Raw genomic sequence first — 14,654 nt, 5'->3', positions numbered from 1 at the left:
CGGTCCCTGAGCTTGTCGAAGGGCTACGCCTTCGCGTTCTGCCGTGGCACCACGACCTGCTTGATGATCAGCAGGATCGACGCCGTCACGGGGATGGAGACGAGGGCGCCGAGTAGCCCGATGAGCGAACCGCCGACCATCGCGCCGATGACGACGAGGGCGCCGGGCACCGAGACCGCCTTGTTCATGACCCGCGGGGTCAGCACGTACGACTCGATCTGCATGTAGACCAGGTAGTAGACGATGACGATGAGTGCCGTCGTCGGTGAGTCGAACAGCCCGACGGTCGCGACGACGACGGTCGCGATGATCGAGCCGACGAGCGGGATGAGCGTCACGAAGAAGATGACGACGGCGAGGATCCCGGCGTACGGCACCCCGACGATGAGCATCATGATGAGCCCGAGGACGGCGTTGATCCCGGCCAGCACCACCATGCCGCTCACGTATCCGCCGATCGAGGCGGTGATCTGGTCGGTGATCGACACGACGCGCGGCCGGGAGCGACGGGGCACGAGGGAGTAGAAGGCGTTCTTCATCGCCTGCATGGACGCGAGGAAGTAGAGCGCGAGGACGAGGGCGATGAAGCCGCCGAAGAAGCCGTTCGCGATGCCGACGCCGAGGTTGAGGGCACCGCCGGCCAGGACGACCCACGTCTTCGGGTCGGCGGCCACCCCGTAGAGCCAGTCGAGCGCGCCCTGGAGGTCGACGCCTGGACCGAGGTAGTCGCTGAGGGACCGGAACCACTCCTGGTCCTGGATGCCGGTGAGGAAGGTCGGGGCGTTGCTCACGAGCTCGACGGCCTGCCGGGTGACGACGGGGATGACGAGGGCCAGGAGGAGCGCGAGCAGGACGGCGAAGACGGCGAAGACGATCGCGATCGCGAACGGGCGCTTGATGCCGCGTGCCTCGAGCCGGACGACGACCGGGTCGAGGCCGAGCGCGATGAAGAGGCCGACCGCGATGGAGACGAGGATGGTCGACAGCGAGCCGAGGGTGAGGATGAGCAGGATGGCCGCGAGGGCACCGAGTGCTCCGACGAAGCCGATCGCGAAGGGGCGCTGGAGCGTCGCCCTGACGGTGGTCGTCACCTCGGCCGGGCGATGGGCGCGGAACCGGACCCGCTGCTGACGTGCCGCCGGACGCAGCGGCTGGTGGCGATGGGGTGCACTCGTCATGTCGCAAGCGTATTGCCCACCGCCCGTTTGTCCGACGGCTGTCGTGGTACCGGAGGATGAGGCCGGGGCCCGGAGGATCACCCGACTGCGGGATGTGCCGGATGCTCGGGTTCAGGACGATGGGAACATGTCATCGATCACCCGCTCGCACGCCGCCCACACCCGGATCACCGCACCACTGCGGGCGGTCCCGCTGACGGAGCCGATGCCGAGCCGGCGCGACGAGGCCGCGGAACAGGGAGTGGTCGCCGAGCGCGTCAGCGCTACGGCACACGTCGCCGCCGGCGCTGCCGGGGTCGACCTCACCGCCTCGGTCGAGCCGACGCAGGCACCCGCTGCCGGAGCCGACGGGACCGACGCCGGAACAGGCCTCCGGTTCCTCGGCGCGGGCTGGGCGGCCGACGCGGCGGTCTTCGCCCAGTACCGCCGCCGCGGCAACTGACCGCGAGGTCCACGCCGGGTCCACCTCGCGGATGACCCGCACGGCGGAGCTTGCATCGCCCGGCCGACGCGAAGAGCGACACCCGCCGCCGACGATGGAAGCATGAACACTTCGATCCTCTCCGCTCGCGGACTCACGAAACAGTACGGGCCGACCGTCGCCCTCGCCGGCGTCGACCTCGACATCCTCCCCGGTGAGTCGGTCGCCATCATGGGTGCCTCCGGCTCCGGCAAGACCACGCTCATGCATGCGCTCGCCGGGATCGTCACCCCAGACACCGGCTCGATCGCCTTCAGCACCCCGACGGGCGTCGTCCGCGTCGACCAGCTCGACGAACGGCACCGCTCGCAGCTGCGGCGCGAGTCCTTCGGCTTCGTCTTCCAGCAGGGCCTGCTCATCCCCGAGCTGACCGCCGTCGAGAACGTCGCCATCGCGCTGATGCTCGGCGGGACACCGCGCATCGCCGCTGAGACGAGCGCGGCAGCATGGCTCGCTGCCCTGGGACTGGCCGGCATGGAGACCCGTCGGATCGGCGAACTGAGCGGCGGTCAGGCGCAGCGCGTCGCGATCGCCCGCGCCCAGGTCACCGGCGCCCCCATCGTCTTCGCCGACGAGCCGACCGGCGCGCTCGACTCCCGGACCTCGGCCGACGTCATGGGAGCCCTGCTCCATGCGACGACCGGGCAGGGACGCACGCTCGTCCTCGTGACGCACGACGAGACGGTTGCCGCGCGGTGCTCCCGGACCATCCGCCTGGCCGACGGTCGGATCGTCGGGCAGCCGGGCGGGGTCGGCGCGCCGACCCCGCCGCAGCAGGTCGCGACCGGGCAGGCACCCGTGCCGCAGCAGGTGCAGCCGCCGTTCCCGCCGCAGCAGCTCCCGTACCAGCAGCAGCACGCCGGGCAGCCGTTCCCGCAGCAGCCGTACGCCCAGCCCGCTGCGCAGCCGTACCCCCAGCCCGCTGCGCAGCCGTACCCGCCGCAGGCCCACCCGGGTCAGGCGACCGGCGTCGTCCCGAACGGTGCCCGACCGTGACCGCCGCACTCGGGGTCGCACCGACCCGGATCCCGGTCCCCGCCGGCAGCGGTCGCAGTCCCGTCGTCCGTCTCACCTGGATGCTCGCCCGCCCGGGCGCGCAGAGCCCCGCGACGATCGTCCTCCCGGCGGTCGCGTTCGCCGTGACCACCGCACTCGTGCTCACCGTGCTCGGTGGCGCCCTGATGTTCTGGCGCTGGACCGGTGAGACGGCCTTCATCTACCAGGTGCTCAGTGTGCTGGCGCTGGCCCTGCTGCTCGTCCCGCTCGGCTCGCTCGGCGGGGCGGCCGCGCGGCTCTCCGCCCGGCGCCGCGACGACCGCCTCGCCACCCTCCGACTCCTCGGCGCGACGCCCGGCACGGTCACGGTGATGACCGTCCTCGAGTCGGCCGGGGTCGCCCTCCTCGGTGCGTTCGCCGGGATCCTGCTGTACCTCGGCATGCTGCCGCTCGTCGGGCTCATCCCGTTCGGTGGTTCCCAGATCGGGGTCGAGGGCGTCTGGGTCGGCGTACCGATCATCGCCGCAGTGGTCCTCGGCGTCGTGCTGCTCGCAGCAGCGAGTGCCGCCATCGGTCTCCGCGCGGTGAACGTGAGCCCGCTCGGTGTCCGCACGAAGCAGCAGGCGCCGACCGTGCACTGGCTGCGCATCGTCGTCGGGGCCGTCGTCGTGATCGTCGCCTACGGCATGCTCTCCGTCGTGACGGGGTTGCAGGAGGTCGCCGTCATGATCGTGGTCCTGGGTGTGGGGTTCGCCGCCGGCGTCGGGGTGCTCGGATTGATCGGCCCCTGGGTCGTCGGGGTGATCGGCCGTGGGTCGGCCAAGCGTGCCAAGACGCCGGAGCGGCTCCTCGCTGCCCGGACCATCCTCGAGTCGCCGAAGGCGGCGTGGCGTCAGGTCAGTGGCGTGGCGATGACGAGCTTCGTGGCCGTCGTCGCCGGGACCGGGGTGGCGCTCATGGACGCCGCCGGCGGTTCCGACCTCGACCGCGAGAGCGCCATCCTCATCGACGACATCCGCACCGGCGTGGTCATCACGCTCGTCGCGTCGTTCCTCATGGTCGCGTGCTCCGTCGGGGTGAACCAGGCGTCGGCGGTCCTCGACCGGCGAGACCTGTACGTCAGCCTCGACCGCCTGGGGGTGCCGCGGGACGTCATGGAACGGGCTCGCGGTCGCGCAGTCATGCTGCCTCTGCGGGTGGTCGCGCTGGGCTCGGCCGGACTCGGTGTCCTGCTCGTCCTGCCGATGGCCGGCATCAGTGTCATCCTCGCCCCGCTGTCGGTCCTCGTCATCGTCGGGTGCTTCGCGGGTGGCATCGGGCTCGTGTGGGCGGCCCTGCGCGCGACCCGTCCGGTCGTCTCCGGGGTGCTCCGAGCGCCCGAGCGCGTCTGACCGTCCGGCCGCACGATGAGAGCGCCCGTTCCGTCCCCTGCATGACGCGGGGAGGACGGAACGGGCGCTCTCGGTGAGGTCGGGTCAGCCCGTGACGACCGCGATCTCGTTCGGGACGCCGGGCAGCTCACCCGTCGTGATGTCGCCCGACGCGAGGTCCACAGCATGGATCGACGTCGTCGCCGGGTCGGTCACGTAGGCGACACCGTCCTGGACGACGAGCGCCGGGTGGGCGTCCTGCCACTCGGCCGGCGGCTCCCAGGCGTCGATGACCTCGATGGTGTCGGTGACGGCACCCGTCTGCTCGTCGAGGATGTGCAGCGAACCGTCGTTGCCGAGCACGATGACCTCGTCGTTCGGCCCTCGGGCGACGTCGCGCCAGGTGTAGCCGACACCCTCCGGCAGGTCGACGATCTTCGTCGTCTTCGCGACTGCGTCGGTGAACGCGAGCTGACGGAGGTCGTAGCCCTCGGCGTCGGGGTCGCTGTTGTAGTCGCCGACCGCGATGGAGGACGTCTCGCTGACGTACTGGTTGCCCGTGCGCCCGTAGGCGTCCGGCGCCTGGATCTTCGTGAAGACGCCGCTGTCGTAGACGAGCACGCCGTCGCTGCAGCCGAACACGACGACCTCGTCCTTGACGGTGCCTTCACCGTGCACCGAGGGGCACTGCTCGTTGCGGGCGATCTCGGTGCGCGAGTCGTCGAGCACGCGGACACCGGTCCGCGCGTCCGGGGTGCCGATCGTGGACAGCACGGTACCGTCCTCGAGCTCGATGGCGACACCGTGGTGCGCGGCCTCCGACGGGATGGTCTCGGTCTCGGGCAGCTCGTCGGTGGCCTCGAGGAGGTCAGCGCTGTCGAAGATCGTCGTGTCGCCGGAGCCGTCGGCGAACAGGATGGTCTTGTCGGCGTGACGGACGACGTGGCCTGCGGTGTCGGCGGGGAAGACGAGGTCGGTCAGGACCGGGTCGGCCTGCTTCGAGGTGCCGTCCTCGTCCGTCCACGTCCCGGTGTCGAGGACCTGGAAGCCCTTCGTCGTGGTGACGAGCACGTGCCGCCCGTCGCCGGCGGCGTTCACCCGGTTGAAGCCGTCGAGGGGGAGGTCGCCGACCACCTCGAGGGAGGCGGCGTCGAGGACGAGGAGGCCGCCGTCATAGGTCAGGGTGATCCGACTCTGCGGGTCGGCGGAGGTCGACGCACTCGGGTCGGGCGCGGAGCCGCTCGCGGTCGAGCATCCGGTGAGGAGGAGGGCTGCGGCGGTGCCGACGGCGAGGAACGGGACCCGGCCGCGCTTCAGGCGCGATGCCAGGGGACTGCGGTGGTGCTGCTGCATGGTTTCCTATCGGTTCGTGGACGCCCGCTCAGGGCGAGAGTCCGGTGGCGATGCGCTCGGTGTTCGCGCGCATCATGGTGAGGTAGGTGGGGGCGTCGCCCGACTCGGCGGTCAACGACTCGGTGAACAACGGGACGACGTCGACGTCGACGTCCGACTCGTCGGCGAGCACCTGCACGAGCCGGTCGGGTTGCGAGGAGTCGGCGAAGATCGTCCGGACGCCGGCCTCCTCGATCGCGGTCGACAGTTCGTCGAGGTCCGAGGCGCTGGGGGCCGCGAGCGTGGTGCCGCTCGGGATGACGGCGCCGATGACTTGGAAGTCGTAGCGGGCGGCGAGATACCCGAACACGTGATGGTTGGTGACGAGCTTCCGCTGCTCGGCCGGGATGGCCGCGAACGCCTCGGCCATCTCGGTGTCGAGCGTCTCGAGCTCGGTCGTGTAGGCGGCGGCGTTCGCCTGCAGCTCGGCCGCGTCGAGGGCGGGTATCTCCTCGAGCAACGCCTCGGTGACCCCGGCCACGACCGACGTCATCTGCGTCGGGTCGGTCCAGAAGTGCGGATCGGTCGCGCCCGACTCGGTCTTGAGGACGTCGACGAGCGAGCCGGCCTCGACGATCGGCACGCCCTCGTCGGCCGCGGTCTCCAGGTGCTGGGTGAGTCCCTCCTCGAGTCCCAGGCCGTTCGACACGAGCAGCTGCGCACCGGTGATGCGCGCCGCCTGCCGCGCGGAGATCTCGAAGGAGTGCGGATCGGCGTCGGGCGGCATGAGGGTCAGGACCTCGGCCTGGTCGCCGACGAGTCCACCGACGACGTCGCCGAGGATGTTCGTGGTCACGACGACGAGCGGGCGGTCGTCGGCGCTCGCCGCACAGCTCGTCAGGCCGCTGCCCAGCACGAGGCCGGCCGTGAGGACGGCGGTCGTGCGCAGGAGGGCGGTCGTCCGGGGGATGGTCGCTCGCATGGTCAGCGTCCCGTCTCGGCGAGGAACGCCGGTGCCGTGTCGAAGGTGAAGGTGCGGGCGATCCGCGCGCCGTCGCCGTAGTCGATCTCGGAGACGGTGCGGGTGCCCGGGGTGTTCAGGTAGGCGCGGTTCTGGTCGACCTCCAGCTGGACGCCGGTGGCGAGGTCGGCTGCACCGACGAGTGCGGCCGCGGTCCCCGTCACGGCGCCGGTGGCACCGTCGATGACGAAGAGGTCGCCGGTCGTCGTGAGGCCGACGACGTGCTGGTCGCGGTCGTCGACTGCGGTGACCAGCTGCAGGGGCGCGGGGGTCGGCAGTAGCGCCCAGCTGCGCTCGCGGGTGTCGAGCAGCCAGGCGCCGGAGGTGCCGGCGACGGCGGCGACCGTCGGACGGCCGGGACGCGCGTGGAAGGACGTCGCGCGGTCGGCGGCGGCGACAGCCTGCGGATAGGGGATCGCCTCGAACGTGGGGACCGGGTCGGCCTCGCTCGAGCTGCGGTCGACGACGGCGAGGAGCGCGCCCTCCGCGCAGCCGATGACGACGCCGACGTTCGTCGTGATGCTGCCGGCCGGATCGGTGCACCCGGCGAGCACGGCGTCGGCAGCGGTCACGGACGCCGACGAGGGGTCGAGGAGGTCGCCGTCGACGCCATGGAGATGCAGCTTGCCGGTCCCGTCGGTCGCGACGACCGTCTCGCCGATCGGCACGGTGATTCCGGGAGCACCGGGCGAGGTCCGGATCCGACCGGACTGCGTGATGTCGCCCGTGCCGAGTGCGGCGGTGTCGAGGAGGAGTGTCTCGCCCGAACCGGCGAACCGCACGGCGGTGGTCGTCGAACCGGCGGTGATCGTCGCCTGTCCGTCGCCTTCGATCTCGCCGACGACCCGCGCCTCGGCACGGTAGTAGTGCTGGTGGCCCTCGTGGTCGACCGTCCACACACCGGTGTCGATGATCGTCACGGTGCCGGCGGGCTCGGACTGCGCGGCGACGAACCGGCCGTCGCCCGTGAGCGCCGAGATCGGGCCGAGCTCGGCGAGCGTCGTGCGCTCCTCGCTGAGCAGGTCGGTCAGCTCGAAGGTGCCGTCGACGTCGGCGGTCGCGAGGTGCAGTTGCGGTTCGGGGAGCTCGCTCGCGCCTTCGACGTAGCCGTGTCCGCGAGGTTCGTCCGAGGCCGTCGCGGTGGGTGATGACGACCCCTGCGGCGCGCAGGCGGTGAGCGTCAGCGCGAGGGTGCCGAGAGCGAGCGCGGTACGTGTGGCGCGGGGGAGCCGTTCGTCGGTCGGGCGGATGCCGCCTGGTCGGATGGTCGGTCGGAGGAGTCGGTGCACGGTGCGCTTTCCAGGTGGGTCGGTTCGGTGAGGTGGTCGTCGGAGTGGTCGAGGTGTCGGTCGGTGGGCCGCCGGAGCCGTCCGACGAGCGCCCGCGCGCCCCAGGACACCGTGGCGAGCAGGATCGAGCAGGCGGCGATGGACGCTCCGGCCGCGGTGTCGCCGTACCAGGAGAGGAGCAGGCCGAGCAGCACGGCGAGGCCGCCGAAGCCCGCGGCGAGCAGCATGATGAGCGGGATGCGGCGTGCCCAGTGGGCCGCGGCGACGGCCGGCCCGAGGAGGAGCGCCACGACGAGCAGGGTGCCGACGGCGCTGTACGAGGCGACGACCGCGAGCGTCACGAGGCCGACGAGCATCGCGTGGGCGAGTCGCGGCCGGAGGCCCATGGTCTGAGCGACCCGGCGGTCGAAGGCGAGCGCGACGAACGGGCGGTGGAACGCGACCGTGACGCCCACGGTGACGAGGAGTGCGATGGCGAGGCCCACCAGGTCCGCGGGCCGGATGGCGAGGATGTCGCCGAAGAGGATCGCCGTGAGGTCGGTGGCGAACGATCTGCTCGACGACACGATGATGACCCCGAGGGCCAGCATGCCGACGAAGAGGAGACCGATCGAGGTGTCGTGGGACAGCCTGCCGCGCCGCGAGACGAGACTGACGCCGGCGGTCATGACGACCGCGCTGATGGCCGCGCCGGCGACCGGCGGCAGCCCGAGGAGTGCCGCGGTGGCGACGCCGGGCAGCATGCCGTGGGCCATCGCCTCCCCGAGGAACGCGAGGCCGCGGAGGACGACCCAGGTGCCGACGACACCGCACACGGCCGCCACCAGCAGACCGCCGGCGAGGGCGCGCAGGAGGAACGCCGCGGTGAACGGCTCGGTGATCCAGGTCATGGTCGAGCACTCTACATGAAAATGATTCTCAGTATTGATAGGGTGATGACATGCGATCCGCGACGAGCACCCCTCGCCCTCCGATGTCGGGACAGCCCGTCGTGTCCGGCATCCGACTCCACGACGTGTCGGCCGAGTACGACGGCGCGCGCGTCCTGCACGGGATCTCGGTCGAGGTCGGGGCGGCCGCCATCACCGTCGTCACCGGGGCGAACGGTGCGGGGAAGTCGACGCTGCTCGCGGTCATCGCGGGCCTTCATCGACCGACCTCGGGTGGGGTCGACGGCCTCGACGGTCGATCGGCCGCCTACGTCCCGCAACGCAGTGCCGTGCCTGAGCGCTTCCCGGTCACGGTGCGCGACGTCGCCTCGATGGGACGCTGGCCGACGCTGCGTCGCTGGTGGGGTCGACTCGGCGCGGGGGATCGGCGCATCGTCGACGAGAGCCTCGCCCGCCTCGACGTCCTGCACCTCGCCGGGCGCTCCTTCGGTGAGCTGTCGGGCGGGCAGCGCCAGCGGGTCCTCGTCGCGCAGGCGCTCGCGCGTGAGGCCGACCTGTTGCTGCTCGACGAGCCGACCGTCGGCCTCGACCGTGCTGCCGGGCTGGCGATCCGCGAGGTGCTCCGGGCGGAGGCCGACCGTGGCGCGATGGTGGTGGAGGTGACGCACGATCCGGTCGCGGTCGCAGACGCCGACGCGCGGGTGCACCTCGAGGCGGGATGTCTCGTCGAGGATCCGCGGTGAACCGGCTGGGGGATCGCCCGGCGACCCGGCTCCGGCCCCTGGCGCGTTGCTAGAGTTTTCGCATGAGCCAGGCCGAGCAGCAACCCGAACCCACGACCGGCGCCGCTGCGGCGGACGCCCAGGCGGCCACCGAGCGATTGGGCCGCCTGCGGAGCAGCATCGACAACATCGACGCGGCGCTCGTCCACCTGCTGGCCGAGCGGTTCAAGTGCACGCAGGAGGTCGGTCGCCTGAAGGCCGAGCACGACATGCCTGCGAGCGACCCGGCGCGCGAACAGCGGCAGATCACCCGTCTCCGGGCGCTCGCCGAGGAGTCCCATCTCGATCCGGCCTTCGCCGAGAAGTGGTTCAACTTCGTCGTCGCCGAGGTCATCCACCACCACGAGCGTCTCGCCAACCAACACTGATCCTCGTGTTCCGTTCCGCCAGCGCGGTGCGCTGACGCGAGCGCGGGTCTGTGGCGTGAGCGCGGGTCTCCGGAGGGTCGCGCCCACGCGTGTGACCCGCGGTCAGGCCCGTTCGCGTGCGGTCAGGCCCGTTCGTCCCCGCTCGGCCCGGTTCGCGTGCGGTCACGTCGGCGCACCGCGCTGGCACCTCGGATGGTCCAGGGCAAGGGGTGACGCTTCTTCGGGTAGCGTCCAGCGTCCTGCGCCATCATGAGTCCATGACCTGGAACGCCGACTCCCTGCCCGATCAGACCGGACGCGTCGTCCTCGTCACCGGAGCGAACGCCGGCCTCGGCTTCTGGACGAGCCTCGGGCTCGCGCGAGCGGGCGCGGAGGTCGTCCTCGCGTCACGGAGTGCGACGAAGACCCAGGCGGCGATGCGGGCGATCCGGGCGAAGGTGCCCGATGCCCGACTCAGTCACCTCCCCTTCGACACGTCCTCGCTCGACTCGGTGCGCGCGGCGGGCGAGCGACTCGCGGATCTCGACCGTCTCGACGCCCTCGTCGCGAACGCCGGCATGGTGCACATGCCGAAGGAGCGGCAGGAGACGGCCGACGGCATCGAGCTGGTCTTCGCGACGAACGTCGTCGGCCACGCCGCCCTGCTCGCCGAGGCCCTGCCGGTGCTGCAGCGCACGGCGGATGCGCACGATTCCGCGCCGCGCGTCGTGCTCCTCGGAAGCCTCTCCACCCTGCTCGTCCGGTTCCACGGCGACGACCTGCAGCTCCGCGACGGGTACAGCGGCTGGCAGGCGTACGCCCAGTCGAAGATCGCCCTCTCGTCGCTCGGCTTCGAGCTCGACCGTCGGCTCGCGGCGTCGCACAGCACCGTCCGGGCCCTCGTCGCGCACCCCGGCTACTCGGTCAACGGACTCGACCGTCGCGTCCCCGGCGTCAACGAGCCGACTCGAGGACGTCGCTTCTCCGACACCCTGCAGTCCGTCTACGCGCAGAGTAAGCGGCGTGGTGCCGAGCCGACGCTCCGAGCGGTCACCGACGAGGCGGCCGACGGTGGTTGGTTCTTCGGTCCCCGGTGGTTGACGAAGGGCGACGCCGTGCGGCAGACCCCTGCCGCGATCACGACCGACCGGGACGTCGCGGCGGCGCTGTGGACCGACCTCGAGCGGCTCATCGGCACGCCCATCCTCCCGGCGTCCTAACCGCAGCCGTCAGCGCACCGCGCCGGCGCGAGCGCGGGGAATCGGCCCCAGCGCGGTGCGCTCGCGTGACTGCGCCTCAACCGGCGTGACTGCGGGGCATGGCGCTGAGCGCACCCCTCCGGAGACCCGCGCTCGCGCCGCAGACCCGCGCTGACGTCAGCGCACCGCGCTGGCGCAACCGACCTCAGTCGGCGGGGGTCGCCGGCGGCTGCAGGACGCGCAACCACTCCTCGGTCTGCGCGACGTGCGCTGATGCCGCCCCGGCCGCCCCGACGGGGTCGCGCGAGAGGATCGCCTCGGTCATCGCCCGGTGGCCGCGGTTGCTGACCCGACGCAGCTCGTCGCCGGCGGGCAGGCTGAAGACGTCGTAGGCCCGCGAGCGCGACCGGAAGACCTGCAGCAGGGCCGTCAGCGTGGCGTTCCCGGCCGTCCGTGCGATGAGTTCGTGGAACCGGTGGTCCAGCTCGCTCGACTCGGCGGGGTCGGTCGTGCGTTCCATCGCCTCCACGAGTTCGGTGAGTTCGGCGCGCACCTCGTCGCTCGCGCGAGCAGCCGCCTGCGAGGTGGCATGGGTCTCGAGCACCCGCCGCAGCTCGTACATCTGCAGAAGACCGTCGAGGGGGAGGAGGTCGACCGTGAGTGACAGGCTGCCGATGATCTCCTCGGGCCGGAGCATCGACACGTAGGTGCCCGAGCCGTGCCGCGACTCGATGATCCCGAGGGCGGCCAGCATGCGGACGGCCTCACGAAGAGACCCGCGGGACACGCCGAGTTCGTCGCAGAGTTCGTTCTCGGCCGGGAACCGCTGCCCCGCCACGAGCCGTCCCGACGCGATCATGTGTCGCAGGCCGTGGAACGCTGTGTCGACTGCGGACATGCGGCTCCTCCTCAGGGGTCGTCCCGCCATCGTAGCGGCCCCTCACCGGTGATCCGCGAGCCGCCACGGATCATGAGACGTCCGATGACTCCATGCTCGAACATCAAGTCATCCGATGAGTCGATCCCGAAACGACCTGGGCGATCACTTGTAACACGACAGAAACCCAAGTCATCAAACGTTGCCCCTATGGTTATCGGACAATCCACTGCATAATCGACTCGGAGGAACGTCACTGTGGACACTCGCACCATCGCACGGCCAGCGCCGCTCACGCTCGGCGACGGCCGACCGGCAACGGCCGGTTGGACGCTGGATCCGACCAAGCGTCACATCAACCACGGATCCTTCGGGGCGGTCCCGATCGTCGCGCAGGATCACCAGCAGGCGCTCCGCCGCGAGATGGAGGCGGCACCCCTCACCTGGTTCCCGGCCCTCCCGGCCAAGGTCGGCGCGGCCCGTGTTGGGATCGCCGACTTCCTCGGGGCGTCGGTCGACCAGCTCGCCATGGTTCCGAACGCGAGCGCCGGGGCGAGCGTCGTCTTCTCCAGCCTCCCCGTGCAGCGCGGCCTCGAGATCATCGTCACCGACCACGGCTACGGCGCCGTCACGATGGGGGCCGAGCGACTCGCGCGTCGCTGGGGCGGCACCGTCCGGACCGCCCGCATCCCGCTCGACGCCGACGCGCAGACCGCCCACGACGCCGTCGTCGCCGAGTTCAGCGACCGCACGGCCCTCATCGTGATGGACCAGATCACCTCGCCGACCGCCAGACTCTTGCCGGTCCAGCAGATCGCCGCCACCGCCCGTGCCGCCGGCATCCCCACGCTCGTCGACGCCGCGCACGTCCCCGGCCTGTACGCCGATCCCATGCGCGACCTCGACTGCGACTTCTGGGTCGGCAACCTGCACAAGTTCGGGTGCGCCCCGCGTGGTGCCGCGGTCCTCGTCGCCCGCAGCCAGCTCGCGCAGGAGCTCTACCCGCTCATCGACTCCTGGGGTTCGCCGTACCCGTTCCCGCAGCGCTTCGACACGCAGGGTACGGTCGACGTCACGAGCTACCTCGCCGCGGCGACGTCGCTCGGGTTCATCGAGGACATGTGGGGCTGGTCGGCCGCCAGGGACTACATGACCGAGCTCGCCGACTACGCCGTCGAGGTGGTCGCCGACGCCGTGACCGCCATCACCGGCGAGGACAGCCACGTCGACGTGGGCATGCCCGTCAACGCCCTCCGGCTCGTCAAGCTCCCGACCGGCCTCGCGACGACCCACGCGACCGCCGACGGCCTCCGCGACCGCGTCTCCGCCGAGCTCGGTGTCGAGGGCGCGTTCACGAGCCTCGACGGGATCGGCTACGTCCGACTCTCCACCCACGTCTACAACACCCCCGAGGACTTCGAACACTTCGCCGAGCACGCCGTCCCGGTGCTCGCGCGATGGGCCGAGGAGGAGCGCGCGGCCACGAGCTGAGCGCGGAACCGCCCGACCCGACACCACCACACCCGTACCACCACACCGCACCCACCCCCGCAGCACCCCCACCAGCACCACTCAAAGGAGAAGCGAGCATGAGGAAGTCACGCGCAACGGCAGCCATCGGCCTGTCCGTCGTCACCGGCCTCGCCCTGTCGGCCTGTGCCGGCGGCGCGAGCGACGGCACCGTCACCCTGCAGATGGTCGAGAGCCTGACCAACCCCGCCCGGACCGAGGTCCTGAAGTCGCTCATCGCGGACTTCGAGGCCGACAACCCGAAGATCAAGGTCGAGCTCATCTCGCCGCCGACCGACCAGGCCGACCAGAAGATCACCCAGATGCTGCAGTCCGGCTCCGGCGTCGACGTGCTCGAGGTCCGCGACATCACCGTCGGCCCGTTCTCCACCAACGGCTGGCTCGACGACATGAGCGGCGAGCTCGAGGACTGGAAGGGCTGGGACGACCTCACCGACAACGCGACGAAGTACGCGAAGGGCGAGGACGGCAAGGTCTACTACGTGCCCTACGGCTTCTACGGGCTGAGCCTGTTCTACCGCACCGACCTCATCAAGGAGGCCGGCTTCGACGGGCCCCCGACGAGCTGGGACGACCTCCTCGAGCAGGCCTCGGCGATCCAGGACCCCTCGAAGAACCAGTTCGGCTACGCCTTCCGTGGCGGCACCAATGCGAACAGCAACGTCGTCGCGGCCATCGAGGCCTACGTCGCCGACGACCTCGACACCGAGAACGCGTTCAAGCTGACGAGCGGCGACACGATCTTCTCCGCACCGGAGGCGCTCGACGCCGTCAACACCTACTTCGACCTCTTCAAGGAGGCTTCGCCGCCGTCGTCCGTCGCGTGGGGCTACCCCGAGATGGTCGAAGGCTTCTCGAACGGTTCGACCGCGTTCCTCCTGCAGGACCCGGAGGTCATCGCGACCGTCGAGCAGTCCGAGGCGATCACGGCCGAGCAGTGGAGCACCGCTCCGCTGTTGACCGGCCCGACCGGCAAGGCCGCGCAGCCCATGGCGACCGCGGGCTGGGGCACGGCGGCGTCGAGCGAGCACAAGGCCGAGGCCGCGAAGCTCATCGAGTTCCTCTCCGAGGACAAGCAGGCCACCACCTTCGCCCAGGAGAACAGCCTCGTCCCGATCGTCAAGAGCGCGGCGGACAGCGACTTCTACAAGACCGGCCCGTGGGCCAGCTACGTCACGATGAACGAGAACCCGGACACCTACTTGAGCGTCACGCAGCCGCGCGGCTCCTCCTGGTGGACCGAGTGGATCCAGAAGTCCGACTCGGAGATCCAGCAGGTCCTCATCGGCCAGCTGACGCCGGAGAAGCTCCTCGCGGGCTGGGACGAGTACTGGACCGAGAAGTGGAAGAGCGAGTAACCGT

General features: G+C 71.1%; 13 protein-coding genes and 1 pseudogene. 8 read left to right on the top strand and 6 right to left on the bottom strand.

Annotation, left to right across the window (positions count from 1 at the left end; all coding sequences use genetic code 11):
- Positions 1-23 precede the first annotated feature (23 nt).
- Positions 24-1,178 carry an AI-2E family transporter gene (locus B9Y95_RS10840; protein WP_085511890.1) on the bottom strand — a complete coding sequence of 385 codons (1,155 nt, stop codon included), beginning with the start codon at positions 1,176-1,178 and terminating at the stop codon, positions 24-26.
- A 127-nt stretch (positions 1,179-1,305) separates the two neighbouring features.
- Between B9Y95_RS10840 and B9Y95_RS10835 the strand changes: the two genes are divergently transcribed.
- The 3 genes and pseudogenes from B9Y95_RS10835 to B9Y95_RS10825 all read left to right on the top strand — a co-directional run bounded on the left by B9Y95_RS10835 (position 1,306) and on the right by B9Y95_RS10825 (position 4,046).
- Positions 1,306-1,620 (top strand): hypothetical protein, encoded by a 315-nt coding sequence (locus tag B9Y95_RS10835; protein ID WP_085511889.1) that lies wholly within the window; start codon positions 1,306-1,308, stop codon positions 1,618-1,620.
- Between the two features lie 102 nt (positions 1,621-1,722).
- Positions 1,723-2,418: pseudogene (locus B9Y95_RS10830) on the top strand (ABC transporter ATP-binding protein); the annotation flags it as partial.
- 233 nt (positions 2,419-2,651) lie between these two features.
- Positions 2,652-4,046: an FtsX-like permease family protein gene (locus tag B9Y95_RS10825; RefSeq protein ID WP_234994082.1), complete on the top strand. Its 1,395-nt coding sequence runs from the start codon at positions 2,652-2,654 to the stop codon at positions 4,044-4,046.
- Positions 4,047-4,130: 84 nt separating this feature from the next.
- On the opposite strand, the gene aztD is transcribed toward B9Y95_RS10825, so the two are convergent.
- Genes aztD through aztB form a run of 4 tightly spaced genes read right to left on the bottom strand, consistent with a single transcriptional unit; the run spans position 4,131 to position 8,557 of the window.
- Positions 4,131-5,378 carry a zinc metallochaperone AztD gene (gene aztD / locus B9Y95_RS10820; RefSeq protein ID WP_085511887.1) on the bottom strand — a complete coding sequence of 416 codons (1,248 nt, stop codon included), beginning with the start codon at positions 5,376-5,378 and terminating at the stop codon, positions 4,131-4,133.
- 28 nt (positions 5,379-5,406) lie between these two features.
- Positions 5,407-6,339, bottom strand: coding sequence for a zinc ABC transporter substrate-binding protein AztC (gene aztC / locus B9Y95_RS10815; protein ID WP_085511886.1), 933 nt, complete (start codon positions 6,337-6,339; stop codon positions 5,407-5,409).
- A gap of 2 nt (positions 6,340-6,341) precedes the next feature.
- Positions 6,342-7,667, bottom strand: coding sequence for a hypothetical protein (locus B9Y95_RS10810; RefSeq protein ID WP_234994081.1), 1,326 nt, complete (start codon positions 7,665-7,667; stop codon positions 6,342-6,344).
- Positions 7,559-8,557, bottom strand: coding sequence for a zinc ABC transporter permease AztB (aztB, locus tag B9Y95_RS10805; RefSeq protein ID WP_085511885.1), 999 nt, complete (start codon positions 8,555-8,557; stop codon positions 7,559-7,561). Before aztB ends, B9Y95_RS10810 begins: the two co-directional genes overlap by 109 nt.
- A 50-nt stretch (positions 8,558-8,607) precedes the next feature.
- Here aztB and aztA point away from each other — a divergent pair, with 50 nt between their 5' ends.
- From aztA to B9Y95_RS10790, 3 genes are all read left to right on the top strand, one after another.
- Positions 8,608-9,300 (top strand): zinc ABC transporter ATP-binding protein AztA, encoded by a 693-nt coding sequence (gene aztA, locus B9Y95_RS10800; protein ID WP_200811391.1) that lies wholly within the window; start codon positions 8,608-8,610, stop codon positions 9,298-9,300.
- A gap of 62 nt (positions 9,301-9,362) precedes the next feature.
- Positions 9,363-9,707 (top strand): chorismate mutase, encoded by a 345-nt coding sequence (locus B9Y95_RS10795; RefSeq protein ID WP_064296108.1) that lies wholly within the window; start codon positions 9,363-9,365, stop codon positions 9,705-9,707.
- A 257-nt stretch (positions 9,708-9,964) separates the two neighbouring features.
- Complete coding sequence (locus tag B9Y95_RS10790; protein WP_085511883.1) at positions 9,965-10,906, top strand: SDR family NAD(P)-dependent oxidoreductase; 942 nt, start codon at positions 9,965-9,967, stop codon at positions 10,904-10,906.
- A 184-nt stretch (positions 10,907-11,090) separates the two neighbouring features.
- Here the strand turns inward: B9Y95_RS10790 and B9Y95_RS10785 are convergent, their stop codons facing one another.
- Positions 11,091-11,783 (bottom strand): FadR/GntR family transcriptional regulator, encoded by a 693-nt coding sequence (locus tag B9Y95_RS10785; RefSeq protein WP_085511882.1) that lies wholly within the window; start codon positions 11,781-11,783, stop codon positions 11,091-11,093.
- Between the two features lie 237 nt (positions 11,784-12,020).
- Here B9Y95_RS10785 and B9Y95_RS10780 point away from each other — a divergent pair, with 237 nt between their 5' ends.
- On the top strand, positions 12,021-13,253 hold the full coding sequence (locus tag B9Y95_RS10780; RefSeq protein ID WP_085511881.1) for an aminotransferase class V-fold PLP-dependent enzyme: 1,233 nt from the start codon (positions 12,021-12,023) through the stop codon (positions 13,251-13,253).
- A gap of 98 nt (positions 13,254-13,351) precedes the next feature.
- The gene (locus B9Y95_RS10775) at positions 13,352-14,650 is read left to right on the top strand and encodes an ABC transporter substrate-binding protein (protein WP_085511880.1); all 1,299 of its coding nucleotides are present in this window, start codon (positions 13,352-13,354) and stop codon (positions 14,648-14,650) included.
- Positions 14,651-14,654 lie beyond the last annotated feature (4 nt).

The sequence above is a fragment of the Plantibacter flavus genome, from assembly GCF_900177615.1.
Lineage (GTDB): Bacteria > Actinomycetota > Actinomycetes > Actinomycetales > Microbacteriaceae > Plantibacter > Plantibacter flavus.
Note: the sequence above shows the minus strand (reverse complement) of the source record. Positions and strands in the feature narration are given on the sequence as shown.

What these genes read in the sequence shown, in the direction of transcription:
- aztD (WP_085511887.1), bottom strand. Translation starts at nt 5,378, where the DNA reads ATGCAGCAGCACCACCGCAGTCCCCTGGCATCGCGCCTGAAGCGCGGC.
- aztA (WP_200811391.1), top strand. Translation starts at nt 8,608, where the DNA reads ATGCGATCCGCGACGAGCACCCCTCGCCCTCCGATGTCGGGACAGCCC.
- B9Y95_RS10840 (WP_085511890.1), bottom strand. Translation starts at nt 1,178, where the DNA reads ATGACGAGTGCACCCCATCGCCACCAGCCGCTGCGTCCGGCGGCACGT.
- B9Y95_RS10835 (WP_085511889.1), top strand. Translation starts at nt 1,306, where the DNA reads ATGTCATCGATCACCCGCTCGCACGCCGCCCACACCCGGATCACCGCA.
- aztC (WP_085511886.1), bottom strand. Translation starts at nt 6,339, where the DNA reads ATGCGAGCGACCATCCCCCGGACGACCGCCCTCCTGCGCACGACCGCC.
- B9Y95_RS10790 (WP_085511883.1), top strand. Translation starts at nt 9,965, where the DNA reads ATGACCTGGAACGCCGACTCCCTGCCCGATCAGACCGGACGCGTCGTC.
- B9Y95_RS10785 (WP_085511882.1), bottom strand. Translation starts at nt 11,783, where the DNA reads ATGTCCGCAGTCGACACAGCGTTCCACGGCCTGCGACACATGATCGCG.
- aztB (WP_085511885.1), bottom strand. Translation starts at nt 8,557, where the DNA reads ATGACCTGGATCACCGAGCCGTTCACCGCGGCGTTCCTCCTGCGCGCC.
- B9Y95_RS10775 (WP_085511880.1), top strand. Translation starts at nt 13,352, where the DNA reads ATGAGGAAGTCACGCGCAACGGCAGCCATCGGCCTGTCCGTCGTCACC.
- B9Y95_RS10795 (WP_064296108.1), top strand. Translation starts at nt 9,363, where the DNA reads ATGAGCCAGGCCGAGCAGCAACCCGAACCCACGACCGGCGCCGCTGCG.